The 24322-nt window shown below is 63.8% G+C and carries 23 protein-coding genes and 1 tRNA gene; 8 read left to right on the top strand and 16 right to left on the bottom strand.

What is annotated here, in order from left to right:
* The first annotated feature begins 58 nt into the window (after positions 1-58).
* Entirely contained in the window at positions 59-1582 is a 1524-nt protein-coding gene (gene ppx / locus ACTJK6_RS00545) for an exopolyphosphatase (RefSeq protein WP_232040325.1), read from the top strand.
* 81 nt (positions 1583-1663) lie between these two features.
* Here ppx and ACTJK6_RS00550 read toward each other — a convergent pair whose 3' ends face one another.
* The 5 genes from ACTJK6_RS00550 to ACTJK6_RS00570 all read right to left on the bottom strand — a co-directional run bounded on the left by ACTJK6_RS00550 (position 1664) and on the right by ACTJK6_RS00570 (position 4541).
* The gene (locus ACTJK6_RS00550) at positions 1664-2497 is read right to left on the bottom strand and encodes a GNAT family N-acetyltransferase (protein ID WP_092969910.1); all 834 of its coding nucleotides are present in this window, start codon (positions 2495-2497) and stop codon (positions 1664-1666) included.
* Between the two features lie 128 nt (positions 2498-2625).
* On the bottom strand, positions 2626-3099 hold the full coding sequence (gene sixA / locus ACTJK6_RS00555) for a phosphohistidine phosphatase SixA (protein ID WP_232040324.1): 474 nt from the start codon (positions 3097-3099) through the stop codon (positions 2626-2628).
* A 140-nt stretch (positions 3100-3239) separates the two neighbouring features.
* Positions 3240-3316, bottom strand: a tRNA-Pro gene (locus ACTJK6_RS00560).
* A gap of 35 nt (positions 3317-3351) precedes the next feature.
* Complete coding sequence (locus ACTJK6_RS00565; RefSeq protein WP_440838112.1) at positions 3352-4173, bottom strand: sulfite exporter TauE/SafE family protein; 822 nt, start codon at positions 4171-4173, stop codon at positions 3352-3354.
* 2 nt (positions 4174-4175) lie between these two features.
* Entirely contained in the window at positions 4176-4541 is a 366-nt protein-coding gene (locus ACTJK6_RS00570; RefSeq protein WP_232040322.1) for an ArsR/SmtB family transcription factor, read from the bottom strand.
* 101 nt (positions 4542-4642) lie between these two features.
* On the opposite strand from ACTJK6_RS00570, the gene ACTJK6_RS00575 reads away from it, so the two are divergent.
* The gene (locus ACTJK6_RS00575; RefSeq protein ID WP_440838113.1) at positions 4643-5503 is read left to right on the top strand and encodes an MBL fold metallo-hydrolase; all 861 of its coding nucleotides are present in this window, start codon (positions 4643-4645) and stop codon (positions 5501-5503) included.
* 4 nt (positions 5504-5507) lie between these two features.
* Here the strand turns inward: ACTJK6_RS00575 and ACTJK6_RS00580 are convergent, their stop codons facing one another.
* On the bottom strand, positions 5508-6404 hold the full coding sequence (locus tag ACTJK6_RS00580) for a LysR family transcriptional regulator ArgP (RefSeq protein WP_440838114.1): 897 nt from the start codon (positions 6402-6404) through the stop codon (positions 5508-5510).
* A 74-nt stretch (positions 6405-6478) separates the two neighbouring features.
* Here ACTJK6_RS00580 and ACTJK6_RS00585 point away from each other — a divergent pair, with 74 nt between their 5' ends.
* Positions 6479-7120 carry a LysE/ArgO family amino acid transporter gene (locus ACTJK6_RS00585; RefSeq protein WP_322016837.1) on the top strand — a complete coding sequence of 214 codons (642 nt, stop codon included), beginning with the start codon at positions 6479-6481 and terminating at the stop codon, positions 7118-7120.
* 15 nt (positions 7121-7135) lie between these two features.
* Here ACTJK6_RS00585 and ACTJK6_RS00590 read toward each other — a convergent pair whose 3' ends face one another.
* Positions 7136-7369 (bottom strand): hypothetical protein, encoded by a 234-nt coding sequence (locus tag ACTJK6_RS00590; protein WP_232040318.1) that lies wholly within the window; start codon positions 7367-7369, stop codon positions 7136-7138.
* Between the two features lie 403 nt (positions 7370-7772).
* Positions 7773-8231 carry a MerR family transcriptional regulator gene (locus ACTJK6_RS00595; protein ID WP_232040317.1) on the bottom strand — a complete coding sequence of 153 codons (459 nt, stop codon included), beginning with the start codon at positions 8229-8231 and terminating at the stop codon, positions 7773-7775.
* A 91-nt stretch (positions 8232-8322) separates the two neighbouring features.
* Here ACTJK6_RS00595 and ACTJK6_RS00600 point away from each other — a divergent pair, with 91 nt between their 5' ends.
* Together ACTJK6_RS00600 and ACTJK6_RS00605 are read left to right on the top strand one after the other, a co-directional pair.
* Complete coding sequence (locus ACTJK6_RS00600; protein WP_440838115.1) at positions 8323-9558, top strand: NADH:flavin oxidoreductase/NADH oxidase family protein; 1236 nt, start codon at positions 8323-8325, stop codon at positions 9556-9558.
* Positions 9559-9648: 90 nt separating this feature from the next.
* On the top strand, positions 9649-10482 hold the full coding sequence (locus ACTJK6_RS00605) for an aldo/keto reductase (RefSeq protein ID WP_440838116.1): 834 nt from the start codon (positions 9649-9651) through the stop codon (positions 10480-10482).
* 13 nt (positions 10483-10495) lie between these two features.
* Here the strand turns inward: ACTJK6_RS00605 and ACTJK6_RS00610 are convergent, their stop codons facing one another.
* From ACTJK6_RS00610 to ACTJK6_RS00620, 3 genes are all read right to left on the bottom strand, one after another.
* Positions 10496-10915: a hypothetical protein gene (locus ACTJK6_RS00610; protein ID WP_440838117.1), complete on the bottom strand. Its 420-nt coding sequence runs from the start codon at positions 10913-10915 to the stop codon at positions 10496-10498.
* Positions 10916-11408: 493 nt separating this feature from the next.
* Positions 11409-14108, bottom strand: coding sequence for an alpha-ketoglutarate dehydrogenase (gene mdeB, locus ACTJK6_RS00615; protein WP_440838118.1), 2700 nt, complete (start codon positions 14106-14108; stop codon positions 11409-11411).
* Positions 14109-14199: 91 nt separating this feature from the next.
* On the bottom strand, positions 14200-15216 hold the full coding sequence (locus tag ACTJK6_RS00620) for a 1-aminocyclopropane-1-carboxylate deaminase (protein WP_024975458.1): 1017 nt from the start codon (positions 15214-15216) through the stop codon (positions 14200-14202).
* Between the two features lie 145 nt (positions 15217-15361).
* Here ACTJK6_RS00620 and ACTJK6_RS00625 point away from each other — a divergent pair, with 145 nt between their 5' ends.
* Complete coding sequence (locus tag ACTJK6_RS00625; RefSeq protein WP_440838119.1) at positions 15362-15883, top strand: Lrp/AsnC family transcriptional regulator; 522 nt, start codon at positions 15362-15364, stop codon at positions 15881-15883.
* A 19-nt stretch (positions 15884-15902) separates the two neighbouring features.
* Here ACTJK6_RS00625 and ACTJK6_RS00630 read toward each other — a convergent pair whose 3' ends face one another.
* The gene (locus ACTJK6_RS00630; RefSeq protein ID WP_440838120.1) at positions 15903-17381 is read right to left on the bottom strand and encodes an aminotransferase class V-fold PLP-dependent enzyme; all 1479 of its coding nucleotides are present in this window, start codon (positions 17379-17381) and stop codon (positions 15903-15905) included.
* A gap of 146 nt (positions 17382-17527) precedes the next feature.
* On the opposite strand from ACTJK6_RS00630, the gene ACTJK6_RS00635 reads away from it, so the two are divergent.
* The gene (locus ACTJK6_RS00635) at positions 17528-17998 is read left to right on the top strand and encodes an Lrp/AsnC family transcriptional regulator (RefSeq protein WP_012435937.1); all 471 of its coding nucleotides are present in this window, start codon (positions 17528-17530) and stop codon (positions 17996-17998) included.
* On the opposite strand, the gene ACTJK6_RS00640 is transcribed toward ACTJK6_RS00635, so the two are convergent.
* Positions 17949-18917, bottom strand: coding sequence for an AraC family transcriptional regulator N-terminal domain-containing protein (locus ACTJK6_RS00640; protein ID WP_440838121.1), 969 nt, complete (start codon positions 18915-18917; stop codon positions 17949-17951). The genes ACTJK6_RS00635 and ACTJK6_RS00640 overlap by 50 nt on opposite strands.
* A gap of 168 nt (positions 18918-19085) precedes the next feature.
* Between ACTJK6_RS00640 and ACTJK6_RS00645 the strand changes: the two genes are divergently transcribed.
* Positions 19086-20135: an NAD(P)-dependent alcohol dehydrogenase gene (locus ACTJK6_RS00645; protein WP_414561417.1), complete on the top strand. Its 1050-nt coding sequence runs from the start codon at positions 19086-19088 to the stop codon at positions 20133-20135.
* A 144-nt stretch (positions 20136-20279) separates the two neighbouring features.
* On the opposite strand, the gene ACTJK6_RS00650 is transcribed toward ACTJK6_RS00645, so the two are convergent.
* Genes ACTJK6_RS00650 through tssF form a run of 3 tightly spaced genes read right to left on the bottom strand, consistent with a single transcriptional unit; the run spans position 20280 to position 24320 of the window.
* Positions 20280-21338: an ImpA family type VI secretion system protein gene (locus ACTJK6_RS00650; RefSeq protein ID WP_440838122.1), complete on the bottom strand. Its 1059-nt coding sequence runs from the start codon at positions 21336-21338 to the stop codon at positions 20280-20282.
* 55 nt (positions 21339-21393) lie between these two features.
* Positions 21394-22437, bottom strand: coding sequence for a type VI secretion system baseplate subunit TssG (tssG, locus tag ACTJK6_RS00655; protein WP_440838123.1), 1044 nt, complete (start codon positions 22435-22437; stop codon positions 21394-21396).
* Positions 22438-22439: 2 nt separating this feature from the next.
* A complete protein-coding gene (tssF, locus tag ACTJK6_RS00660) occupies positions 22440-24320 on the bottom strand; it encodes a type VI secretion system baseplate subunit TssF (protein ID WP_440838124.1) in 1881 nt (626 codons plus the stop codon).
* Between the last annotated feature and the right edge of the window lie 2 nt (positions 24321-24322).

The raw sequence follows: 24322 nt of genomic DNA on the forward strand, positions 1-24322 counted from the left end.
ATTGTTTCGAACGACAATACTCCGCGCCCCTGATTTTGCTCCTCTCCCGTTTTCATTCATGAGTCCCACCCCCCGTCTGCTGGCTGCTGTCGACATGGGCTCCAACAGCTTCCGGCTGATGATCGGCCGTGTCGACGAAACCCCTGGTGGTACCCAGATATTCCAGGTCGATGCGCTGCGCGAACCCGTGCGTTTGGCCGCCGGGCTTACGCAAGATAAATACCTGGATCAACCGGCACGCCGGCGTGGCGTCGATGCGTTGCGCCGCTTTGGGGATCGCTTGCGTGATTTCCCGCCGGAACATGTACGTGCCGTGGCCACCAACACCTTGCGCGTGGCCAAGAATGCGCAGGAATTCCTGATCGAGGCGGAAGCCGCCCTCGGTTTTCCCATCGAGGTGATTGCCGGCCGCGAAGAGGCACGGCTGATCTATCTCGGTGCATCGCATGACGCACCGGCGTGCCAGGGCAACCGGCTCGTCGTCGACATCGGTGGCGGCTCCACGGAGTTCATCATCGGCAATGGCTACAAGCCCAAGCTGATGGAGTCGCTGTACATCGGTTGCGTTTCGCACAGCCGGCATTTCTTTCCGAACGGCAACGTTGATGAATATGCGATGAAGCAGGCCGAGCTGGCGGCGCGTCGCGAGATCCAGGTGCTCGTGCAGCAATACCGCACGGCGGGCTGGAACCAGGCCGTCGGGTCATCGGGTACGGCGCGCGCGCTGGCCGAGCTGATCGAGCTGAACGGCTTCAATGACAAGAGTAACGAGCACGGCATCACGCGCGAAGGGCTGGAGCGCCTGAAGCGCGCGCTCGTCAAGTCGGAGAACACCAACCGCCTGAAGCTCAATGGTCTGAAGGCGGACCGGATTCCGGTGCTGCCGGGCGGCTTGTCGATCATGCTTGGCGTGTTTGCAGAGCTCGATGTCGACCGCATGGACGTGACCGATGGCGCCTTGCGCCTGGGCGTGCTGTATGACCTGCTCGGCCGTACGCACCACGAAGACATGCGTACGGTGACGATCGAGCAGTTCATGCGCCGCTACAGCGTCGACCGTGCGCAGGCGAGCCGCGTTCGCGATGCGGCAACCGCGCTGCTGTCACAGTTTCCCGATCCGCCCGACGAGCGCCGTGAAGACAATCTCGCGCTGCTGGGTTGGGCGGCAAACCTGCACGAGATCGGTATGAGCATCTCGCACAGCGGGTATCACAAGCATTCGGCATACATTGCCAGCCATGCCGATATGCCGGGCTTCTCCAAGACCGATCAGGCGCGCCTCGCGACGCTGCTGCTGGGCCATGCCGGCAAGCTGGGGAAGCTCTCGGGCGGCGGCAAGTTCCTGGATTGGCGGATGCTGTTCAGCCTGCGTCTGGCGTTTGTGCTGTGCCGGCGGCGGGGAGCGATCCAACTGCCGGGCCTGCGCGTGCGCCACAGCGAAGGCGAGCTGAACGAAGGCGGTTTCGAAGTCGAGCTGCCCAAGAGCTGGATCGAGCAGAACCCGCTGGTCGAATACAGCCTGATGAAGGAAGCCGATGAGTGGCAGCGCATCGGCCGCCGCTACAAGGTGGTGTACGTGTAAAGCGTCTCGCCGCATCCCCAAGCAAAACGGCCCGGAGTTACCCGGGCCGTTTTGTTTTGCGCGGTGCCGTTCGCAGCGCTATCAGCCGCGCAGGAAGTGACGTGCGTAGCGCGGGTTGATGTCCGACAGACGCAGCAGCGTGAGGAAGTCGGCGACGTTGAAGTCAGGGTCCCAGGCCGGTGCGCCGCAGATGCGCGCGCCCAGACGCAGATAGCCCTTCACGAGCGCGGGCGGCTCGACTTCCAGATCCTGGTTCAGCTCATCTACCGGCAGCGCCACGCGCGGGAAGGCGTGGTACTCGATCGGTGCGAGCGAGCCGTCGTCAACGAAGCTGCGATACAGGCTTGCGGCAAAGTGACCGCCATCGCCCATCGACACGCTTGCGCAGCCCAGCATCGACTCGAAGCCGTAGCGCTGCATGTACTCGCCCAGGCCGGCCCAGAGCGCCATGATGACGCTGCCCGAGCGGTAATCGCGGTGCACGCACGAGCGGCCGAGTTCTACCATCTTCGGGCGCAGGTGCGTCAGGCGAACGAGGTCGAACTCCGATTCGGAATACAGGCAGCCGATCTGCTTGGCGGCGTCCGGGCGCAGCACGCGATAGGTGCCGACCACGCGCAGCGTTTTCTGGTCACGCACGATCAGGTGGTCGCACACCGCGTCGAACATGTCGACGTCCAGTTCAGTGTGGGCCGAGGGCAGGCGGGCGCCCATTTCTTCGGCAAACACCTTGTAGCGCAGGCGCTGCGCTTCGGTCACTTCATCCTGATGGCGCGCCCACGAAACGGCCAGAACAGGTTTGTCACGCGCCGGAACAGCGTCGGGTGAGCGAGGAAGGCCCCTCCGTGCGTTGCCCAGATTCAGGCTCGGCAGTGCGTCGATCAACGGCTGAGTGGGCGTCGGCAGGTCTCGCATTCGTGCATCCCCAAGGGTGGATTTCGGGGCGATTCTAGAGACGCTGCGTGACAGATCCGCGACAAAAGCGTGTCAATCGTGACCGTTGCGTGAATTTTGCGTGGCGATGCTGTGACGAGGGCGATGTGTCACACGAGATCGGGATTGACCACCGCGCGCAGCACCGTCTGAGCTTCGTCTTCGCGCATGCGGCGGCAAAGCCACCACACGCCGGCTTTCTTCACGCTCCAGTCCATCTCCGTGCCTGCGATGAGCAAGCTGGCAAGACGGCCCAGCCACGGCTGATGGCCGACCAGCAGCAGGTTCGTATTCGAGGGCCAGTCCAACGCGTCAAGGATCGCACTTACATCGGCGCCGGGCGCAAGCGCGGTCAGCGTCTGGAAATGCTCGGTGAGGGCGCGCGCGGTCTGTTGCGTGCGTACGGCAGGGCTGGCGAGCACGAGTGTGCCGTCCGGCAAGCGGGGGCGCAGCCAGTTGGCCATCTTCTCGGCTTGCTTGTGACCGCGCTTGGTGAGTTCTCTCTGCAGATCGGTGTTGCGCTGGATGCGCAGCGATGCGGCCACGTCTTCGGCTTCAGCGTGGCGCCACAGGATGAGGTTCATGGAGAAGTGAGCGGCATTGCCTGGATGCGGATGCTGTCTTTATAGCATCGTCAGATGACATTACGAGCTGCACCGAACCGCGCCAAAACAAAAACGGCCTACGTGGTCAACGTAAGCCGTTTGTGTTTGCTGCTCAATTCTGGTCGGGGCGGCAGGATTTGAACCCGCGGTCTTCCGGTCCCAAACCGGACGCGTTACCAGACTACGCTACGCCCCGAAGACCGCGATTGTACCGCTTTCGCAACACGCCGGTCAAATCAGAGTTCGGACAATCATGCCGAGCGCCACGGCGCCCGCAAATGCAGCGAATCCTTGCTGCAGGGCAGGCCCCGCCAAACGCCGCGCAAAGCGCCGGCCCACCAGCATGCCCGTCAACGCGCCGGCCGCAAACGGCAGCGCGATATGCCAATCGACATGCCCGCCAATGGCCGAGGCGACCACACCGCCCGTCGACACCAGCGCAATGACCGCCAACGAGGTGGCGACGATGGTTTGCATCGGCAGATCGGTCGCGCGGCGCAATGCGGGCACGATGACAAAGCCGCCGCCCACACCAAGCAATCCCGACAGGAAGCCGGCGCCCACCCCCGACGCGGCCAATGCACGCGCACACGGCAGCGTCCAGACCAGCTTGGCCGTGGTGGTGTCGAGGTGACAGGGTGGTGCGGATCGTCTTGGCTGGGGTTCGGTCGATGGCGCGGCGCGCGCTTGCCGAAACATGCGCAGCGCCACGTAGGCGAGCACCACTGCAAACAGCAGCGTGAGCGGCGTGTTCGGCACGCGGTGCGCAACCCAGATGCCGAACGGCGAGATCACCACGCCGCATAGCGCCATCAGCCCAGCGGCCTTGTAGCGGACCTTGCCTTCCCGCAAGCCAAGCATCGCGCCCAGCCCGGCGGACAATCCCACCGCCAGCAGTGCAATCGGCGCAGCCTGCTGCACTGACAGGCGCAATCCGAAGATCAGCAGCGGCACCGCGACAATGGCCCCGCCCGCGCCCGTCAGCGCCAGGATGAGCCCCACCACAGAGCCCAGCCCCGCGCTGATGATCCAGCCCGCTTCGATCGGCGACATGATCACTGTCCCGCCATCTTCTTCAAGACCTTGCCGCAGTACAGCTCGGAGAGTGTCTGCATGATCTGGATGACCTCGAAGCTGGCGAGCCGGTAGTAGATGTATTTGCCTTCGCGCCGCGTGGTGACAAGGCCCTCGTCACGCAGCACGCCCAACTGCTGCGACAGGCTGGGCTGACGCAGGCCGACCAGTGCCTCCAGCTCACCGACATTGCGCTCGCCTTGCGTGAGTTGGCAGAGCAGCAGCAGACGGTCTTCGTGGGCCATGGCCTTGAGCACGGCGCACGCCTGCGACGCAGAGGCGCGCAGCATGGAAATGGCCGCCTCGGGCAGCGGCACAACATCGGGACTCGCAGTGGAATGACTCATCGGGGCGCCGTCGAGGTTTCTGTTAGCGCTGTTTGCACTATTGGCAGACAGAATGTCAGGCGATATTCTATAAAAATATAGATTGTTCGGGAACGTTCACCATGCATGCCCAGATCGAATCCTTTTTCGACGCCGATACCTGCACCATGACCTACGTGGTGCACGCGGGCCCCGGCACGGCCTGCGCCGTGATCGACTCGGTACTCGACTACGACCCGAAATCGGGCCGCACGACGACCCGCTCAGCCGACCGCGTTGCCGCGTTCATCGAAGCGCAGGACTTGCGCGTTGCATGGCTGCTGGAGACGCACGCGCATGCCGATCACCTGTCGGCCGCGCCGTATCTGCGGGGGCGCTTCGGCGGGCGCATCGCCATCGGGGAGCGCATTCGCGTCGTGCAGGGTGTGTTCAAGCCGATCTTCAATCTCGAGCCCTCATTCCTGCTCGATGGCTCGCAGTTCGATCATTTGTTCGCGCCAGACGAGGTGTTCCATATCGGCAATCTGGAAGCCAAGGCGCTGGCCGGGCCGGGTCACACGCCGGCAGACATGGCGTATCAGGTGGGCGATGCGGTGTTTGTGGGCGACACGCTGTTCATGCCGGACGTGGGCACGGCGCGCTGCGATTTTCCGGGTGGGAACGCGGGCACGTTGTATCAGTCGATCCGCCGCCTGCTGGATTTCCCGCCGCACACGCAGCTCTACATGTGCCACGACTATCCGCCCGCCGGCCGTGAAGCCATCTGCCACACAACGGTGGCCGAGCAGCGCCGCGCCAACATCCATGTGCGCGATGGCGTGACCGAGGCTGAGTTCGTGCAGATGCGCACGAAGCGCGACGCCACGCTTGGCATGCCCACGCTGATGCTGCCGGCGATCCAGGTGAACATTCGCGCGGGCATGTTGCCCCCGGCCGAGCCGAATGGCGTGCAGTACCTCAAGATTCCGCTGAACGCGCTCTAACCGGTCAGGGGGCGAGCAGCGCGGCACGCGCGGCGCTCAAGACCTGGCGGCTGAATTCATCCAGCAGCGCGGATGCCGCCCGCGCATGCTGCCAATACAGCGGAACGTCCAACGGCGTATCCGCCACCAGCTCGACGAGCGAGCCGTCTTCAAGATGCTGCGCAATCAGCGCATGCGGATGCAGCCCCCATCCCATGCCGGCCACGGCCGCGGTCACAAACGCCTGTGACGACGGCAACAGATGGCGCGGCATTTCCACATGCCGATGGCACAGGCGCCTCGCCCACGTTGCCTGCAGCGCATCTTTCGCGTTGAACACGAGGCAGGGCGCCTTCGCCAACGAACCTGCGCCGACGCCGTCTGCGAAATGTTCGCGCACGAAAGCCGGGCTGGCCGCAGCCAGATAACGCATGCCTCCGAGTGGGCGGCTGTTGCAGCCTGTGGTCGGCCGCGCCGTGGCCGTAACGGCAGCCAGCACGGCGCCGCTGCGCAGCCATTCGCTGGTGTGATCCTGGTCGTCAACCGCCACCTCCATCAACACCGGATGTGCTGCTGCGAACGTGGCGATTGTCGGCGCGAGCCAGGTCGCCAGGCTGTCAGCGTTCACGGCAATCGGCAGCGCAACGCGGGCGGCACCTTCTGGTGCCAGCGTCGGCAACGCGCCTTGCAGTTCCTGTTCGAGCAGGCGAACGCGGTCTACGTGCTGGCACAGCCGCCGGCCGGTCTCAGTCGGGCGGCACGGCTGATCACGCACCACGAGCGCGCAGCCAACGCGTTCTTCCAGCAACCGAATCCGTTGCGAAATGGCCGATGGCGTGACATTGAGTGCGCGGGCAGCCCGCTCGAAGCTGCCTTCTCGGATGACGGCAGCCAAGGCCGCCAAAGCGGAATAGTCGAGCACAAAGATTAGTAAAACTGAATCGGATGAAGGAAAGATAGTTTGTCTTCATCAAGCCGGACCGGCAAGCTGCGCGTATGACGACCTCGATTGCGACTTCCTCTTCCGTGTTCCTGCAGGGCTTGGCCGTGAGCCTGGGGCTGATCGTGGCCATTGGCGCGCAAAACGCGTTCGTGCTGCGTCAAGGCCTGCGCCGTGAGCATGTGGGCAGCGTGGTGCTGTTCTGTGCGATGGCGGATGCGCTGCTGGTCCTGGCGGGTGTGCTTGGCATGGCGCACGCATTGGGCGAACGGCCCAATCTCGCGCGCATTCTTGCGTTGGCGGGTGCCGCATTCCTGCTGCTGTACGGGTTGCAGGCACTGCGGCGCGCACGGCATTCCAGCCAGTTACGGGCCGCCGCAGATGGCGATGGTCTCACTCGAGGCGCGGCGTTGGCACAGGCGGCGGCTTTTACGTTGCTCAATCCGCACGTCTATCTGGATACGGTGTTGCTCGTGGGCAGCATTGGCGCTCAGCAGGCCGCGGCATTGCGTGGCTGGTTTGTGGCGGGTGCAGGTTCGGCCAGCCTGTTCTGGTTCGTCACGCTGGGGTTTGGTGCGCGTTGGCTCGCGCCCTGGTTTGCCCGGCCGAGAGCATGGCAGGTGCTGGACGGGTTGATTGGCGTGACGATGCTGGTGCTGTCTGCCTTGCTGCTGCGTCATGCGCTGGGCGGGGTTTGAGTCGATTCGATTCCGTTACCGTAACGCCGCCGCCGTCTGCATGCCCTTGCGCACGCGGAGCACACCCAGCGATTTCAACAGCGCATGGCCCTGCAGGGTCACGCGCGGTGCGGTCACGCCCGGGCTTGGGCGTTCCAGCGTAAGGAGTTGCAGTGCCAGCAGCGTTTCAACGTCCACCGTATCCAGATCGCGCGGCTGCGAGTCGCCACATACCAAAACCAGCGTCGCGATTTCATGGGGGCTCAGCATCGTTGTCTCCAGCTTGATTGGTATGGGGCGGCGCCCGTTTTGTCGCGCGGATGGCGTTTGTACAAAGGCGTGTGCAAGCGCTACTGCATGGCCTGCATCGGAAGGTGCACACAGCCGATCTGCGGAGTGCTGTCAGACGATCTGAAGTGCGTTTCCTTTGGCTCTGACGCCGGCATTTTCTGCGTCGAGCGCGGGGGAGGACGCAATTGCCATTCCTGAGGCCGCGATGCGGAGCCCCCGAACACGTATGTGTTCCGCTGCCCATGGTGCATGCAGCACGACACGGGGTGAGGAGTCGAGATGACGACCTGGTCGGGAAGCTGGCGAGGGCAAGCGGGCTTGGCCGCACGCGGTGATGACCCATGCCCACACGTTCGAGCGCGTCTCGGAATGGTCGCGCGCCTCAGCCGCGCTTTCTTGCCGGGCGCGCCGGAGGTTCCGCAGCGGGCTGCTTGAGCGGTCGCATGTTCATCTTGTCGAAGACGCGGCGGGCGCGTTCGGCGCAGTCTTCACCATCGGCCTCGTGGTCGACTTCGCGAATGAGCGCCAGCAAGTCGCGCTTGTTTTGCGCCAGGTGCTGCTCAAGCACATCAATTTCCGCCACTTTGCGGCGTAGGGCCAGCAGCAGTTCTTCGCGCGGCCACGCGCCTTGGTGTCCGGGCAGCAGGGCGCGAATTTCTTCGAGCGAGAACCCCGCGCTTTGCGCTCGCAGGATGATCTCCAGCCGCGTTACGGATTCGGGTGCGTATTCTCGATACCCATTGGATTGCCGCTCAGCCGGCTGCAACAGGCCGCTGGCTTCATAAAACCGGATGCGGGAGGCGGCCACGCCGCTCAGGCGGGCCAATTCACCAATCTTCATGTGCGTGCTCCGCAGGCTTGACATTCAAGTTGACTTTAAGCTTAGGGTTCAGGTGTCGTCAAACGTCGAATCCCGATAGGGGATGCCACCCATGAAGCTCTTCACGCCCCTCGTTCTACCCAACGGCGCGGTGATTCCCAATCGCCTGGCCAAAGCCGCCATGGAAGAAAACATGGCCGATGCCGATCACGCGCCGTCCGACGCGCTGCTGCGCCTGTATGAAGCCTGGGCGGCAGGCGGCGCCGGCTTGATCCTGACCGGCAACGTGATGGTCGACCACCGCGCCATGACCGGCCCGAACGGCGTCGTGCTGGAAGACGGCACACATCTGGAACGCTTCCGCCGCTGGGCGCAGGTCGCGCGTGCGCATGGCGCGCATGCGTGGATGCAGATCAACCATCCGGGGCGCCAGATGCCGGCATCGCTCGGGCAGCCGACGCTGGCGCCGTCGGCGGTTCCCCTCGCGCTGGGCGCACTGTCCAAACAGTTCCCGGTGCCGCGTGAGATGACCGAGGCGGATATCCGCGAAGTCCAGCAGCGCTTTACGCGCAGCGCGCAACTGGCCGAGCAGAGCGGCTTCACCGGTGTGCAGATCCACGCCGCCCATGGCTATCTGCTGAGCCAGTTTCTATCGCCCATTTCCAACCGGCGGCAGGACCAGTGGGGCGGCCCGATCGAGAACCGCACGCGCCTGCTGCTCGATATCGTGCGCAGCGTGCGCGCCGCCGTGTCGCCGCAGTTCGTCGTGGCGGTCAAGCTGAACTCCGCCGATTTCCAGCGCGGCGGCTTCAGCCCGGACGATGCGAAGCAGGTGGTCGAGCTGCTCAGCCCGCTGGGTGTCGATCTGGTGGAACTGTCCGGCGGCAGCTATGAAGTGCCCGCCATGCAAGGGCACGCGCGCGACGGCCGCACGCTCGCCCGCGAAGCGTATTTCCTGGAATTCGCCCGCGACATTGCCGGCATTGCCCGCATGCCGCTGATGGTCACGGGCGGCATCCGGCGCCGGGCGGTGGCGGAGCAGGTGGTCGACAGCGGCGTCGATATGGTGGGCATTGCAACGGCGCTGTCCATCGATCCGAACCTGCCGCGCGACTGGGCGGGCGGCAAGAACAGCGCGCCGGTGCTGCAGCCCATCACATGGAAGAACAAGGCGCTGGGCGCACTCGCCAACATGGCTGTCGTCAAGTTCCAGCTCAGCCGGCTGAGCAAGGGGCGCACGACGGCCCCCGGCGTGTCGCCCCTGCGGGCGCTGATCGAGCAGCAACTGGCCGCGGCCTGCCAGTCGCGGCGCTATCGCCGGTGGGCGGCGCAACGTCAGGCGCGCTAGCCGTATTTTCTGACCGGACGGGCGCGGCCTTAACGGTGCGCCGCGTCTCTTGTAGATTCATGTTTTGCCTGACCGATCGGAAAGCACGACATGAAACACGTCACTCTGCCCAACGGCGAACGCGTCCCTGCACTCGGCATGGGCACCTGGAACATGGGCGACGACCGCGCCACGCGCGCCGAAGAAATCGCCACGCTGCGCCTGGGCCTCGACCTGGGTTTGCGCCTGATCGACACCGCCGAGATGTACGGCGAAGGCCTCTCCGAATCTTTGATTGGCGAGGCCATTGCCGGGCGGCGCGATGAGGTCTTTCTCGTCAGCAAGGTCTATCCGCACAATGCCAGCCGGCGCGGTATCGCCGCAGCGTGCGAGCGCAGCCTGCGCCGCCTCGGCACCGACAGGCTCGATCTGTACCTGCTGCACTGGCGTGGCGATGTGCCGTTTGAAGAAACATTGGAAGGCCTGCAGGCCCTACAGCGCGAAGGCAAGATCCGCCAGTACGGCGTGAGCAATCTTGACCTGTCCGATATGGAGGAGTGGTGGGACACGCCCGGCGGCGATCAGACCGCTGTCAACCAGCTGCTCTACAACCTCAGCCGGCGCGGCATCGAATGGGATTTGTTGCCTGGGCTGCGCGAGCGCCGCGTGCCGGTGATGGCCTATTCGCCCATCGAGCAGGCGCGGCTCGTTCGGCATCCGAAGCTGGTGCGCTTTGCGCAGGAGTCCGGCATGACGCCGGCACAGGGGGCGCTCGCGTGGCTGCTGGCGAATGACGACATCATCGCGATTCCCAAGACCGGCCATCGTGACCGGCTGCGCGAGAACATCGGTGCGCTGTCGCACACGCTCACGGCCGAGCAGCTTGCGACGCTGGACAGCCTGTTCCCTCCGCCCAAGGGGCCGCGCGCGCTGGAGATGCTCTAAGCGTGCTAAGCGCTCAGTGCGACTTCGCCAGGTAGCGCGCGTGATCGACGTAGCCCATCAGGTAGACGCGGGCCTTCTCGCGGGTGTCTTTGGTGACGCGGTCGGCCGCCTTGCGCGCGCCGGAAGACGACATCGACGTGCTGAGGTGATCGCGGAAACCGTCGTGCATGGTGCGCAGGTCGCCCTCGCAGGCGTCGAGCGCGGAGGCGACCACGGCCTTGGTCTGCGTGGTGCCCGGCACGCCGCTATCGGCCTGGCGTTGGACGCACGCCATGTAGTTGGCGCGCAGCACCTGCCAGCCGTTGTCTGCGCTGGCGTCGGTGGTTGCCGCAGCGGCGGTGGGCGAATCAACGGGCTGCTGTTGCGGGTGCGATGCGCACCCGCCGAGCAAGGCCAGCAGGACGAGAGACGGGCAGGTGAGGGCTTTTTTCATGGCATGGACTGTACTGCACGGCCCCGCTGCTTGCGCTATGCGAAGTCGACCGGGATGCACGCCGTAACATTTGGAAACGAAAAAAGGGTGCTGACGAGACGCCCTTGGCCGAACCCGCCGCACGATCGATTTCAGAAGACAGTGCCCTGACTCATTTCGCTGCGCCGGTGCATCCACCGCAGCCCGCGCCGCGATTCAGCGCGCCACGCGCGAGGCAAAAAGCGCGGGCAGCCGAGCAAAAAGCCTCATGGGCCGAGTTCTGAGCCTCAACCGCCGAGCAAATAGCTCGACACGTGGAGCAAAAAGCTCGACACGTGGAGCAAAAAGCTCGGCACGCGGAGAAAAAAGCTCGGCACGCCGAGCAAATAGCTCCACACACGGAGCAAATAGCTCGGCACGCCGAGCAAATAGCTCCACACATCGAGAAAAAAGCCTCAACCGTCGAGCTTCGATCTCCGCGAGTCGAGCTAAATACTTCGCGAGTGGGCGTTCTTCAGCGCATCCAGGGCGCGTCGACCATCGTGGCGTGTTTGCCGTAGCGTGCAACCGCCTCACGCACCACGGCGTGATCCAGTTCACCGTCGTCGGCGAGCGCCTTCAGTGCGGCGATGACGATGGACGCGCGGTCCACCTCGAAGAACTCGCGCAACGCCCGGCGTGAGTCGCTGCGGCCAAAGCCGTCGGTGCCGAGCGTGACATAGCGGCGCGGCACATGTGCACGGATCAGCTCCGGCACGGCCCGCACATAGTCGGTGGCCGCAACAACGGGGCCGCGCGATGCGCGCAAGACGGTCTCCACGTACGAAGGCGCGACTTCGCCGCCCAGGCGGGCAACGCGCTCGGCAGCGATGGCCTCGCGGTGCAGCTCGGAAAAGCTCGTCACGCTCCAGGTGGCAGCGTCGATGTTCCAGTCGTCCTGGAGCATCTGTGCGGCGGCCATGACTTCGCCCAGGATGGCGCCGGAGCCCAGCAACTGTACGCGCGCGGTTGGCAGGCGTTGTGGTGCCAGCGGATACATCCCTTTGAGAATCCCCTCGCGCAGGTCGCCCTCCGGCATCGACGGCTGCGCGTAGTTCTCGTTCGCCACCGTGAGGTAGTAGAACGTGTCCTCCTGGCGCTCCAGCATTGCGTGCATGCCTTCGTCGAGGATGACCGCCACCTCGTAGGCAAAGGCCGGGTCCCACGCGCGGCAGTTGGGCACGGTGGACGCGGCAAGGTGACTTGATCCGTCCTGATGCTGTAGGCCCTCACCGCCGAGCGTTGTCTTGCCGGCGGTGGCACCGATCAGGAAGCCGCGCGCACGCTGGTCTGCCGCTGCCCAGATGAGATCGCCGATGCGCTGGAAGCCGAACATCGAGTAGTAGATGTAGAACGGCAGCATCGGCAGATCGTGCGTGCTGTAGGCGGTGGCGGCGGCAATCCACGACGAGATGGCGCCGGCCTCCGAGATGCCTTCCTCGAGGATTTGTCCGCCCGTGTCTTCGCGGTAATACAGCATCGAACCCAGATCTTCCGGTTCGTATTGCTGGCCCAGCGGCGAATAGATGCCGACCTGGCGGAACATGCTCGCCATGCCGAACGTGCGCGCCTCGTCCGCCACCACCGGCACCATGCGCGGGCCCAGTGTGTCGTCTTTCAGCAGGTTGCCGAACATCCGCACGATCGCCATCGTGGTCGACATCTCGCGGCCTTCGGCTTGCAGCGCGAATTGTCCCCAGGATGGCAACGCAGGCACGGTCAGCGCCTGTGTTGCCGCCTTCCGCCGTCTGGGCAGATAGCCTCCGAGGGCAGCCCGGCGCGCATGCAGGTATTGCATCTCTGGGCTGTTTGGCGCTGGTTTGTAGAACTTCAATTGCTCGACATCGGTGTCCGACAGCGGCAGGCGGAAGCGGTCGCGAAACGCCTTGAGCTGATCGACATCGAGCTTCTTCTGCTGGTGCGTCGTCATCCGGCCTTGCCCCACGCTGCCCATGCCAAAGCCCTTCATCGTCTTGGCGAGGATCACCGTGGGCTGGCCGGTGTGCTTCAGCGCGCGGGCGTAGGCGGCGTGGAGCTTGCGCACGTCGTGGCCGCCGCGGCGCAAGCGGTCGATGTCTTCGTTGCTGAAATGCGAGACGAGCGCGGCAAGCTCGGGGTTCTGGCCGAAGAAGCGCTCGCGGTTGTAGGCGCCGTCGTTGGCAGAAAACGTCTGGAACTGGCCGTCGACGGTCTGCGCAAATGCCCGCAGCAAGGCGCCCGAACGGTCGCGGGCGAAGAGGGCATCCCAGTCCGAGCCCCACAGCACCTTGATGACGTTCCAGCCCGCGCCGGTGAACTGCGCTTCGAGTTCGTCGACGATGCGGCCGTTGCCGCGCACGGGGCCGTCGAGCCGCTGCAGGTTGCAGTTGATGACGAACACGATGTTGTCGAGCCGCTCGCGTGCCGCCAGCGACAGCGCGCCGATCGATTCCGGCTCGTCCATTTCACCGTCGCCAAAGAAGCCCCACACCTTGCGTTCGGCGGTCTGCAGCAGGCCGCGGTTGTGCAGGTAGCGCATGAAGCGCGCCTGGTAGATCGCATTGATCGGCCCGATGCCCATCGACCCGGTGGGGAACTGCCAGAACTCGGGCATCAACCACGGATGCGGATACGAGCACAGCCCCGGCCCGGTGATTTCGCGCCGATAGTGTTCGAGATGTGTCTCGTCGAGAAACCCTTCGAGATACGCGCGTGCGTAGACGCCGGGCGACGAATGCGGCTGGAAGTAGACGAGATCGCCGCCGTGCGCCGCGTTGTCGGCCCGGAAGAAATGATTGAAGCCGACTTCGAACAGATCGGCGGCCGATGCGTAGCTGGCGATGTGCCCGCCCAGTTCGCCGTAGGCCTGGTTGGCGCGCACCACCATGGCGAGTGCGTTCCAGCGCAGCGCGGCGGCCAGTCGTTCTTCGGTATCGATGTCGCCGGGATACGGCGGCTGGGCCTCAACGGGGATCGTGTTGACGTAAGGCGTGACGCGGGCGAGGGCGGTGCCGACGCCCAGCTTTGCGGCGCGTTCCGCCAGACGGTCGAACAGGAACTGTGCGCGCGGGGTGCCGGCATGCTGGACGACGGCATCCAGCGCGTCGAGCCATTCGGCGGTTTCCCCTGGGTCGCTGTCTTCGATGCGTTGCGCAAGGGAGCGCATCGACGCGGCCCCCGTCGATAAATCCGTCATGACTGGTCCTGCCTGAAGGAAGGATGGGAAAGCGGGCCGTGATCACGCGATGCACGCCCGCGCCCGGATGCGCCGCCGCGGCGGCGCCGCATCAACCGTTGCGGAAGATGAAGCTGTACGCGTTGAGCGCCGGCACGCCGCCCAGGTGGGCGTAGAGCACGCGCGAGCCCTCAGGAAATTCACCGTTGCGGACCATGTCGATCATGCCGTGCATGGATTTCCCTTCGTACACCGGGTCGGTCAGCATGGCTTCCTGGCGTGCGCACAGGCGAATGGCTTCCAGCGTGCCTTCATTGGGCAGGCCGTATTCGGGGCCGCCGTAGCGCGTGTCGAGCACCACGTCTTTTTCCGTGATGTTTCTGCCGAGGTCGACCAGTTCGGCGGTGTGCTGCGCGATGCGGAGGATCTGCGCGCGCGTCTGTTCCGGCTTGGCCGAGGCATCGATGCCGATCACCTTGTCGGCCCGGCCATCCGCCGCAAAGCCGACGACCATGCCGGCTTGCGTGCTGCCTGTGACGGAACACACCACGATGTAGTCGAACTTGAAGCCCAGCTCCGCTTCTTGCTGGCGTACTTCTTCGGCAAAGCCGACAAAGCCAAGGCCGCCGAGCGGGTGCTCGGAGCAGCCGGCCGGAATCGGGAACGGCTTGCCGCCGCGCTTGCGCACATCTTCCATGGCCTGTTCCCAACTGGGCCGGATGCCGATGTCGAAGCCTGCGGCATCGAGGCGCACGTCGGCGCCCATGATGCGCGACATCTCGATATTGCCGACGCGGTCGTACACGGCATCGGAGTAGTTCACCCAGTTCTCTTGCACCAGCACGCACTTGAGGCCGAGGTGCGCCGCCACGGCAGCCACCTGGCGCGTCTGGTTCGACTGAATGCCGCCAATGGACACCAGCGTGTCGTACCCGCCTTCCAGCGCTTCGGGGATCAGGTATTCGAGCTTGCGCGTCTTGTTGCCGCCGAAGGCCAGGCCGCTGTTGCAGTCCTCGCGCTTGGCAAACAGCTCGACCTTGCCGCCCAGGTGCGCGCTCAATCGTTTCAGCGGCTGGATGGGCGTCGGGCCGAACGTCAGGGGATAACGGGGAAATCGCTGCAGGTTCATGAGGTGGCTCCTTCAGTGCCGCAAATGGCGGGATGTCGGAAACCAATGGTACGCACATCGCTGCGAAATGAGGTTGCAAAGATCGGCTACTATCCAGAACGAAGCGGGTCGTAGATCCAGTGATGAATCTCTTTATTTCTTAGAAATGAAAAAGAGCGAAACAAAGTTGCAGGAAGGCTCTGACGTGTCGGCGGCTTCCGCGCGCCACGCCTTGGATCGCACCGATCGCGCGATTCTCCGGGCGCTCCAGCGCGATGCGTCCATCTCGAACGTGGCCCTGGCGGCCAAGGTGAACCTCAGCCCGCCGGCCTGCCTGCGCCGCGTGGAGCGGCTCAAGGAGCTGGGGCTGATCAAGGGGATTGTTGCGCTGCTCGATCCGCGTGCGCTGGATCTGGGGTCGCTGGTGATGATCGGCGTCGTGCTGGATCGCTCGACGCCGGAATCGTTCACCGCATTCGAGAAAGCGGTGCAGAAGGTGCCCGGTTGCCTGGAATGCCACGTCGTGACGGGCGAATTCGATTACTTCATGCTCGTGCGCACGAAAGACAACGAAGGCTACAACCGGCTCCATGCCGAACAGCTGCTGTATCTGCCGGGCGTGCGGCAGATCCGGACGTTCATGGTGCTCAAGCAGGTGCTGTCGACGACGGAGCTGCCGGTGGCGTAGCCCGGGGCGGGGCGAAGGCCTAGCCCTTGCGCTGATCCATCAAGCGCTTCCAAAGCATGCCGGCCCGGTTGCCGCTTCTGCAATACGCGAGGATGGGCTTGGGCAACGTGTCGACCAATGCGCCGAATGCGGCAACGTCTGCATCGCCAATGCCATTCGGCTCAACCGGCAGGTAGCGCGCTTCCAGGCCCAGTTCGCGGGCGGCGGCGGCAATGTCCTCGAAGGCGGGCTGGTCGATGCTCTCGCCATCCGGGCGGTTGCAGATCACCGAGCGGAAACCGGCATTGCGGATGGTCTTCAGATCGGCCGGCATGATCTGCCGCGATGAGGTCAACCCGCTCGATGCCGTGGCGCGGCATTGCGCGATCGCGCGCTGGAAGCACGCAACGGCAAAGTCGACGTCCTGTTCGGTCGCAAAGCGGCCCAGGCTGATGCGCACGGTGCGGCCGGCGGCATCGGCATCCAGGCCGATGGCCGTCAGCACGTGCGATGGCGTGCCCGCTGCAGAGTTGCACGCCGATGTGGACGACACGGCAAGGTCGTCGCCCAGCATCATCGGCATGAAGCCGGGCGCGTTGACCGTCAGGCTGAGGGTGTGGGGAATGCGTCGAGCCACGTCGGCGTTCTGCACCACGTCGCCGAGGGCGAGCACCGCTGCCTTCAGCCGCTGGCTCAGCGCACCAATGCGAGCGGTTTCGTGCTCCAGTTCAACGGCCGCCAATTCACACGCCACGCCCATGCCGACAATCTGATGCGTCGCCAGCGTGCCTGAGCGCAGACCACGCTCGTGGCCGCCGCCGTGGATTTGCGGCGCAATGCGCGAGGCGATGTCGCGGCGGACATACAGCGCGCCGATCCCCTTGGGCCCATAGACCTTGTGGGCGGACATCGAGAGCATGTCGATGCCGAGCGCGCGCACATCGATCGGCGTCTTGCCGAGTGCCTGTGCGGCATCGACGTGGAACAGCGCGCCGGCGGCATGCACGATCTGCGCGATCGCGCCGACGTCGGTCAGCGTGCCCAGCTCGTTGTTCACCAGCATGAGCGAGACGAGCCCGGTGTCGGGCGTCATCGCAGCGGCGACGGCCTCAAGCGTAATTTCACCGTCGCGTGTTGGCGAGAGATACGTCACCGAACAGCCGCGCGCCGACAGGTTCGCCATCGTGTCGAGAATGGCCTTGTGTTCGATGCGGCTCGTGATGAGGTGGCGCTTGCCGATGGCGGCGTCTGCGTAGCCTTTCAGCGCGAGGTTGTTGGATTCGGTGGCGCCCGACGTCCAGATGATCTCGTCGGCATCGGCGCCAATGAGGGCGGCAACTTGCTCGCGCGCCTGCTCGACCTTGTTCCGCGCCACGCGGCCGGTCGCATGCGAACTCGACGCAGGGTTGCCGAAGGCGCCTTCCATGCCCAGGCAGGCGGTCATGGCGGCAATCACGCGAGGGTCGGCGGGCGTGGTGGCTGCGTAGTCGAGGTAGTGGAGGGTGTTGCTGTCGCTCATTTTCGGTTCTGTGCTGCGGTGGAGGCAGGGAAAATGATACGGCGGACAGCCCAGAAAATTAATTCAAAGTTTCCTGGGAAATCCTCGATATGGCAGAAAATATTCCCTAGAATTCAGCCTCCATAGAAGAAAATTTCTCTACCGAAATGGACGCCATTGACCGCGAACTACTGAGGCTGCTGCAGGCCGATGCGACGCTGCCCATCGCCGAGCTTGCGCAGCGCGTGAACCTCTCGCAGACGCCGTGCTGGAAGCGGGTGCAGCGGCTCAAGGACACGGGCGTCATCCGCGCGCAAGTGGCGCTGTGCGACGCGCGCAAGCTGGGCGTCGGCACCACGGTGTTCGTGGCCGTGCGCACCGATCAACACACCGAGAAATGGGCGCAGCGTTTCACGCAGGTGGTGCGAGATATGCCCGAGGTGGTGGAGGTCTACCGGATGAGCGGCGAGATGGACTATCTGCTGCGCGTTGCGGTGGCAGGCATCGAAGACTACGACCGCGTGTACAAGCACCTCATCAAGTCCGTGCCGCTGTCGGATGTGAGTTCATCGTTCTCGATGGAGCAGATCAAGTATTCGACGGCCTTGCCGGTGCGGGATGGGGGGCAGGGGGATTGAGCGTGCGCCGGTGGCGCAGGCCGTCGATGTCTCGCTTGGGCGGCGCGCCAAACAGGCGGCTGTATTCGCGGCTGAACTGCGACGGGCTTTCGTAGCCGACCTTGAATGCCGCGCTCGCTGCGTCCAGGTGTTCGTTCAACATCAGCCGCTTGGCTTCGTTCAAGCGCAGCCATTTCTGATACTGCAGCGGGCTCATTGAGGTGAGCTGGCGAAAGTGATGGTGGAACGTCGGCGCGCTCATCTGCACCCGCGCAGCGAGCGCTTCAATACGCAGCGGCAGCGTGAAGTTCTGCTTCAGCCAATCGATGGCCTTGGTGATGCGATAGCCCTGGCTGTCGACCGAGGCAATCTGCCGGAGCCGGCCGGCTTGATCGCTGGTCAGCAATCGGTAGTGGATTTCACGCTGGATCAACGGGGCGAGCGCCGGGATGGCGTCAGGCTCGTCCAGCAGCGCCAGCAGGCGCGTGAACGGGGCAAGGATGGTGAGCGTTGCCGTGCCGAGCCCCGCGCTCATCCCCACCGAGCGGTCGCGTGGCGGCGGCAGGCCTCCTTGCGCGATGAGTTCGGCCAGCATGCGCAAATTCAGCTTCAGGACCAGACCTAGGCAGGGCTGCTCGCAACTGGCCACTTTCACTTCCGATGCGGCCGGCAGATCCAACGACGTGATCAGGAAATGCGACGTGTCATACGGATACGCCTCCCCGCCGATCAGCATCTGCTTTGCGCCCTGAGACACGAGAACGATGCTCGGCTCGACCACGCAAAAAGAGGGCGGCGCCGGAGTTTCACGTCGAAAGAAAACGAGGTCGCCAATGGGCGTGGTGTAGTCGCCCGGCCCCGCGGTGTGCGCCGCGATGATGCGGGACAGCACCGCGTGTGCTGCGTCGCGCTCTCGTTGCATGTCGTCGGTCAATGTCATGCGGATGAAACCTCCTGGGCGGACTTTACTGCGAGGGCAGCGTGCCGACCACAAAAACGGCGGCGGCTCATCGGATCAGGCAAGAAAACCAGCGGAATGCGCTATCGGTTCCTTGGGCGGCCTGAAGAAAATGCCCTATCCGTCAACGAACAATCCACGGAAGACACCATGCAGATTCATGCCTATGGCGCCCACGCCGGCGACAAACCTCTCGAACCGCTCCAGATCACGCGCCGCAGCCCCGGTGCGCACGACGTCCAGATCGACATCGCGTATTGCGGCATCTGCCATTCAGACTTGCACCAAGTGCGTGCGGAGTGGGCCGGCACGCAGTTTCCGTGTGTGCCCGGGCACGAGATCGTCGGCCGCGTTTCCGCTGTCGGCGCGCACGTGTCGGGTTTCGCGGTGGGTGACCTGGTTGGTGTCGGCTGTATTGTCGACAGCTGCCGACACTGTGAAGAGTGCGAAGCCGGTCTGGAGAACTACTGCGACAGCATGGTCGGCACCTATAACGGACCGACGGCAGATGCACCGGGCTGGACGCTCGGCGGCTACTCCGAAAAGATCGTCGTGGATGAACGCTACGTGCTGCGCATTCGGCATCCGGAAGCGCAGCTAGCCGCCGTGGCACCGCTGCTGTGCGCGGGCATCACGACCTATTCGCCGCTACGCCACTGGAATGCCGGCCCTGGCAAGAAAGTCGGCGTGGTTGGCATCGGCGGTCTCGGCCACATGGGTATCAAGCTTGCGCACGCCATGGGCGCGCACGTGGTGGCGTTCACCACGTCCGAATCCAAACGCGAAGCCGCCAAGGCGCTGGGCGCCGATGAAGTTGTGGTGTCACGCAATGCCGACGAGATGGGCGCCCATGTCAAGAGCTTCGACTTCATCCTCAATACCGTGGCAGCACCGCATGACTTGGATGCGTTGCTCGCCCTCCTCAAGCGCGACGGCACGATGACGCTGGTCGGCGCGCCGGCCACGCCGCATCCGTCGCCCAACGTGTTCAATCTGATCATGAAGCGGCGCTCGCTTGCCGGCTCCCTGATCGGCGGCATTCCCGAAACCCAGGAGATGCTCGATTTCTGCGCGGAGCACGGCATCGTCTCCGACATCGAGTTGATCCGCGCAGACCAGATCAACGACGCCTACGAACGCATGCTTAAGGGCGACGTGAAGTACCGCTTCGTGATCGACAGCGCAACGCTGGCTGGTTGAGCGATCTGATCTGTCGTAACAGGAATGTAGGGCGAGTTGGATGGATGCCCACTGCCGCACCGGCGGTGCATCGTGCGCCGGTGCGGTTTCGCATGACAACCCGAACTGACGGGCAGCCTACGCTTTTTGTGAACGTGGCGCTCTTCAGTGCTCCCGCGTCCAGCGTTCAACAAGCTCTGCCGGAATCGCCTGAAACACTTCATCAAAGCGCTTGCCGGTCAGTCGTTCGGCTTGCTCGAGCAGAAGCGCCACAGGGCTACTCGGCTCATGCGCCTCAAACCAGATCCGGGCGGTTCGAATGGAGGCAAGGGCGGTATTACGGTCCATGACGGGCCCAGGTGGGTTGCTATCAAGCGGCGTTACTACCGGGCCCTCGGTGGTGGTGCCCATCAAGCCTTGTGAGGCGGCCGGCGAGCGTTTCGAGACCGGAAGTGCAATCACAGTAGGTGCTGCCGGTGGCGACGCACCAGTCACCGTATCCAGCAGTCGCAACAAGGTGCCCAGGTCAGGGTAGTCGTCCGGAAGGTGATGTCGCGCCCAGGAGTCGATCAATGACGCAAAGGCTTGCGCCTCGTCCAGCGCGGACAGTACTGCGTCGTTTTGTTTGCGCAGTTCGTGGAGCTGGTGCCGCACTGACTCCGGCGCCAAGGCGTCTGCCGCGCGTGGAGTGCTCAATGATCGCTCGACGTCGCGCACTCGCAGGCGCAGCGCGCCGTTGGTTGAGATCGCCAGGTCCCGCACGTCTTGCATCAGCCCTTGCGGATCGGCCAAGGCGGCCAGTGCGTTAGCACGCACGGCCGGGTCCGCTTCACCGTCCACCACCACTTGCGGGTATATGGTTTCCGGCCATGTCTCAAGCAATCGAAACAGAATGGCCAGCCCGTCCCGCAAGCCAATTGCCTGGTCCAACCGGACCCGGCTGCGCACCAGCAGCACGAGGATACGAATATCCCGCGTGCGCAGCAGCAAGCGACGGCAGTCCCGCTCGACTTCCGTCCAGTTGATTGCCTCGGGAGGGCTGACAAAATCGCCATACTGAGCATCTTGCTTAGGCGTGACTTGGCTTTGCAGAAGAACGAACTCGGGGTCGTATTCCAGATCGTTGCCGCACGGATGCGCTTCGGAGATTGGCTCCGACAGCTCGGGGAAGATCAGGACGGGGAGCGCGGGCGGCGCGTCTTTGGTTTTCTTGCTGAAGAACATGTGAGGGATACGTGGCAGCTACTTCGGATGGGCGGAGGATCGTCGATGGAGCAACTCAGTGCGTCGCGTACTGCTCAGGTTCGAACACCATGCCCGTAATGGAACGGCTGGGGTCCGGCTCACCCAGCCAGGTCGACCAGCCCAGGTGTTCTGATGAACCAAGCACGGCCGGCGGAGCAGCGTCGGGCATCACCTGCAACTCAACTTCCCATACGAACTCATAGCCGACGAAGGAGCGCACCCATTCAATCAGCACCGGCAGGTCCCGTCCATTGGGCGTGAAGTTCAGATACTGCTGCAGGCTCAACGGGCCAATGACCAGCCGGAATTTGTGCTGCCGATCTGGCACCATCGCGCCCAACATGGCGCCTTGCCCCATCATGCTGGGTGCGCCCGGATGCCCCAATTGAGAAAGCTCGTCTGGGTCAACCGCAATCCAGTGCAGAACAAACTCCTCAAGATGGACCGGCACGCCAAAGAAATGGGCCAGCGTCGCGGAAATGCCGTCCGGGCAGCGCGATTCGCGCACGTGGTGAGCGCTGGCGGCCAACCGCGCATGCGGTGGCAACGGGCTTCCTGCAATCTCGTCTGTGTCGCACCCGCCCAGCCACCCGACATAGCGCGAGAACACTTCGGCATCTGGGCGATCCAGCCCCGCCGTTGATTGTGAATGCGCCCACGCTTGATAGAACTGCGTCAGTGCCCGGTGATGGAACAGGTCCAGGAAATCTGCCGTAGTGCTGTCGCGATGTGCCTCCGTGCGCTCCCGGACGATTTCTGTGAAGTGAAGCGGCAAGGCGCCATTCGGCCCCAGCATGCCAAGACCGAACAACAGAATCTTGAGCTTGCCCTGCACGTGCTGAAGCTGTGCGATCTCGCGTGGTGCAAATGTCAGGGATGCCAGTTGCCCAATCCGGAAATGCTCGTCCTGCGGCCGGCTTGCATGACCAACCGGCGGCAAGTCGGGGCGATGCGCTGCCAGTTGCCGTAACAAGCCCGTGAAGCTCAGTCGCCACGGTGCGTGTTCCGCAGTCGGCATCGCCTCCGCGGCGTGCGAATTGGTCGCTGGCGGTGTGTCGTCGTCAAAGCCTCGATACATGGCTACACCGTACTCCGCGTGCCCATTCGCACTGGCCAGCGATGCACGCGCCCGCGCTGAATTGACGTCAACTCAGTTTGTGTGAACGAATTCACAGACACATGCCGCGCCAGAAAATGCTCCAGTACGACGCCAAAGAGGTAAGGGCTGATGCCCGAGAATCCGGCTTCGTCCACGGACAACTGACATTGGACTCCCCGGCCGTAGATGATGGGGCCGTTGCCCGGCAATCGTCGTGTTACAGGCCGGACCTGTGTGCCGATCAAACTCGCGATTTGGCGTTGTTGGATCGCGTTGTCACTGGCGACAAAGAGGCGCAGCATGTCACGCAGGCCTTGACCGCCTTCGCGGTGGCCGAGATCGGTCAGTGACAGGTAGTTGAACCCCAATTGGCGGATCAGTCGCCAGGCCATTTCGCCTTCTGCGAAGGGGGCGCGTGGCGCGGAAAGTGGGCGGATCAGGCCGACGTTTGCCACCGGTGCGGAGTCAGGCGCGCGCAGATCATCACGGCCGTTTCTCGGAATCAGGCTGGGTAGGTCACGATTGGTGACCAACGCCTCAACGGACAGGTGGCGAAGCGAGTCCGGGTAGGGTGCCTCGTTCTGGTCAACCAAAGAAAGGAACACTTCGGTGCCAACATACGCGGTACGCGTTCCGTACTTGCGAGCCTGATCCGAAGCAAGCCGGCGCTCTCTACGAACGGAGAAGTACCGGCCATGGTTACCTTCGTCGCCATTCAACGTGGCGAAGAGCGGACGAAAATCCACCGTTTCGCTGTGCTCGGCTTTCTGCCCGTAGATTTTCTGGACCGAGTAGATCTCAAAGTCCAGAGGCAAGGTTCGGTCCGGCACCATGTGGAACTCCGACCGCCCTGGTTGGATTTCGATGCGGTCAGTCCGCTTCGGGAACAGGTTCACAATCGGTGTGCAGTACAGTGAAAAATGGCTTGCGTCCACATGTGCAGCCAATTGGTCCGGAGATTTTGACAACAGCACGACGATCTCTGCCTCGCTGCCGTCGATCTTGGAAAGACCGGGCGCTAGACCATTCAGCGCGAAGAAGTAAAAACGCTGCGGGCAGGAAAAGTACTCGTGCACGAGGTTGTGGCCGTGGAATTTGTTCCAGGCGAGCGGCAGCGTGCTTTCGTGGGGGGCGAACCCTACCAGGGATACGGCGTTCTGATGAATCGCCGAAGGCCGATTGCCAATCGCGCCCGGCTGTCCAATCAGTGAGGCAGCCCCGGCGCTGTGGATAAGTTCGAAGAGATGACTTGCGATCTGCTCATCGCCACGCAGATAGACGGCGAGGGACCCGACTGGAGGGATCTGCCCAAAGGTGATGTCGCGCTTGATGCGTAAGCGCAACCTCAGTGCACCCTGTACGGTGATGTGGGCCGGTACATAGCGTTCCAGACCAGGGATGTCAGGCGGAATACCCGTCAGTCGTGCCTCTGCAATTTCAAACGGCCAGAGCTGTACGTCTTGGGTGGTCCGGAACTCGCAGGCGGTTCTCTCGCCATCGGGAATGCTCGCTTTCAGTGTTGTGCCCCGCGGCACAATGACTCCTCTGGCGAAGTCGCCTTGTTTTTCGCTTGGATGAAACTGGGCCACGGCCATCGCAGGCGTGGGCGTTACGTAGTTGGGATAGACCACCTCCAGCAACCGCTGCGTAAAGCGCGGGAACTCCGCATCCAGCTTGATCTGTGTACGCGCGGACAGAAAGCAGAATGCTTCGATGAGCCGCTCGACATAGGGGTCGGCCACTTCGTGCCCATGCATGCCAAGTCGTTTTGCGACCTTGGGATGATGGCTGGCGAATTCACCAGCCAGCTCGCGCATGTAGACCAGTTCGCGGTTGTAGTAATCGAGCAGTTGAGGGTCCATCG

Origin of the sequence: Ralstonia sp. 22086, assembly GCF_052045975.1 — a bacterium.
GTDB classification, from domain to species: domain Bacteria; phylum Pseudomonadota; class Gammaproteobacteria; order Burkholderiales; family Burkholderiaceae; genus Ralstonia; species Ralstonia wenshanensis.

Coding starts and splice junctions, on each gene's coding strand:
- ppx (WP_232040325.1), top strand. CDS start 59: ATGAGTCCCACCCCCCGTCTGCTGGCTGCTGTCGACATGGGCTCCAAC.
- ACTJK6_RS00550 (WP_092969910.1), bottom strand. CDS start 2,497: ATGCGAGACCTGCCGACGCCCACTCAGCCGTTGATCGACGCACTGCCG.
- sixA (WP_232040324.1), bottom strand. CDS start 3,099: ATGAACCTCATCCTGTGGCGCCACGCTGAAGCCGAAGACGTGGCCGCA.
- ACTJK6_RS00565 (WP_440838112.1), bottom strand. CDS start 4,173: ATGTCGCCGATCGAAGCGGGCTGGATCATCAGCGCGGGGCTGGGCTCT.
- ACTJK6_RS00570 (WP_232040322.1), bottom strand. CDS start 4,541: ATGAGTCATTCCACTGCGAGTCCCGATGTTGTGCCGCTGCCCGAGGCG.
- ACTJK6_RS00575 (WP_440838113.1), top strand. CDS start 4,643: ATGCATGCCCAGATCGAATCCTTTTTCGACGCCGATACCTGCACCATG.
- ACTJK6_RS00585 (WP_322016837.1), top strand. CDS start 6,479: ATGACGACCTCGATTGCGACTTCCTCTTCCGTGTTCCTGCAGGGCTTG.
- ACTJK6_RS00590 (WP_232040318.1), bottom strand. CDS start 7,369: ATGCTGAGCCCCCATGAAATCGCGACGCTGGTTTTGGTATGTGGCGAC.
- ACTJK6_RS00595 (WP_232040317.1), bottom strand. CDS start 8,231: ATGAAGATTGGTGAATTGGCCCGCCTGAGCGGCGTGGCCGCCTCCCGC.
- ACTJK6_RS00600 (WP_440838115.1), top strand. CDS start 8,323: ATGAAGCTCTTCACGCCCCTCGTTCTACCCAACGGCGCGGTGATTCCC.
- ACTJK6_RS00605 (WP_440838116.1), top strand. CDS start 9,649: ATGAAACACGTCACTCTGCCCAACGGCGAACGCGTCCCTGCACTCGGC.
- ACTJK6_RS00610 (WP_440838117.1), bottom strand. CDS start 10,915: ATGAAAAAAGCCCTCACCTGCCCGTCTCTCGTCCTGCTGGCCTTGCTC.
- mdeB (WP_440838118.1), bottom strand. CDS start 14,108: ATGACGGATTTATCGACGGGGGCCGCGTCGATGCGCTCCCTTGCGCAA.
- ACTJK6_RS00620 (WP_024975458.1), bottom strand. CDS start 15,216: ATGAACCTGCAGCGATTTCCCCGTTATCCCCTGACGTTCGGCCCGACG.
- ACTJK6_RS00625 (WP_440838119.1), top strand. CDS start 15,362: ATGAAAAAGAGCGAAACAAAGTTGCAGGAAGGCTCTGACGTGTCGGCG.
- ACTJK6_RS00630 (WP_440838120.1), bottom strand. CDS start 17,381: ATGAGCGACAGCAACACCCTCCACTACCTCGACTACGCAGCCACCACG.
- ACTJK6_RS00635 (WP_012435937.1), top strand. CDS start 17,528: ATGGACGCCATTGACCGCGAACTACTGAGGCTGCTGCAGGCCGATGCG.
- ACTJK6_RS00640 (WP_440838121.1), bottom strand. CDS start 18,917: ATGACATTGACCGACGACATGCAACGAGAGCGCGACGCAGCACACGCG.
- ACTJK6_RS00645 (WP_414561417.1), top strand. CDS start 19,086: ATGCAGATTCATGCCTATGGCGCCCACGCCGGCGACAAACCTCTCGAA.
- ACTJK6_RS00650 (WP_440838122.1), bottom strand. CDS start 21,338: ATGTTCTTCAGCAAGAAAACCAAAGACGCGCCGCCCGCGCTCCCCGTC.
- tssG (WP_440838123.1), bottom strand. CDS start 22,437: ATGTATCGAGGCTTTGACGACGACACACCGCCAGCGACCAATTCGCAC.
- tssF (WP_440838124.1), bottom strand. CDS start 24,320: ATGGACCCTCAACTGCTCGATTACTACAACCGCGAACTGGTCTACATG.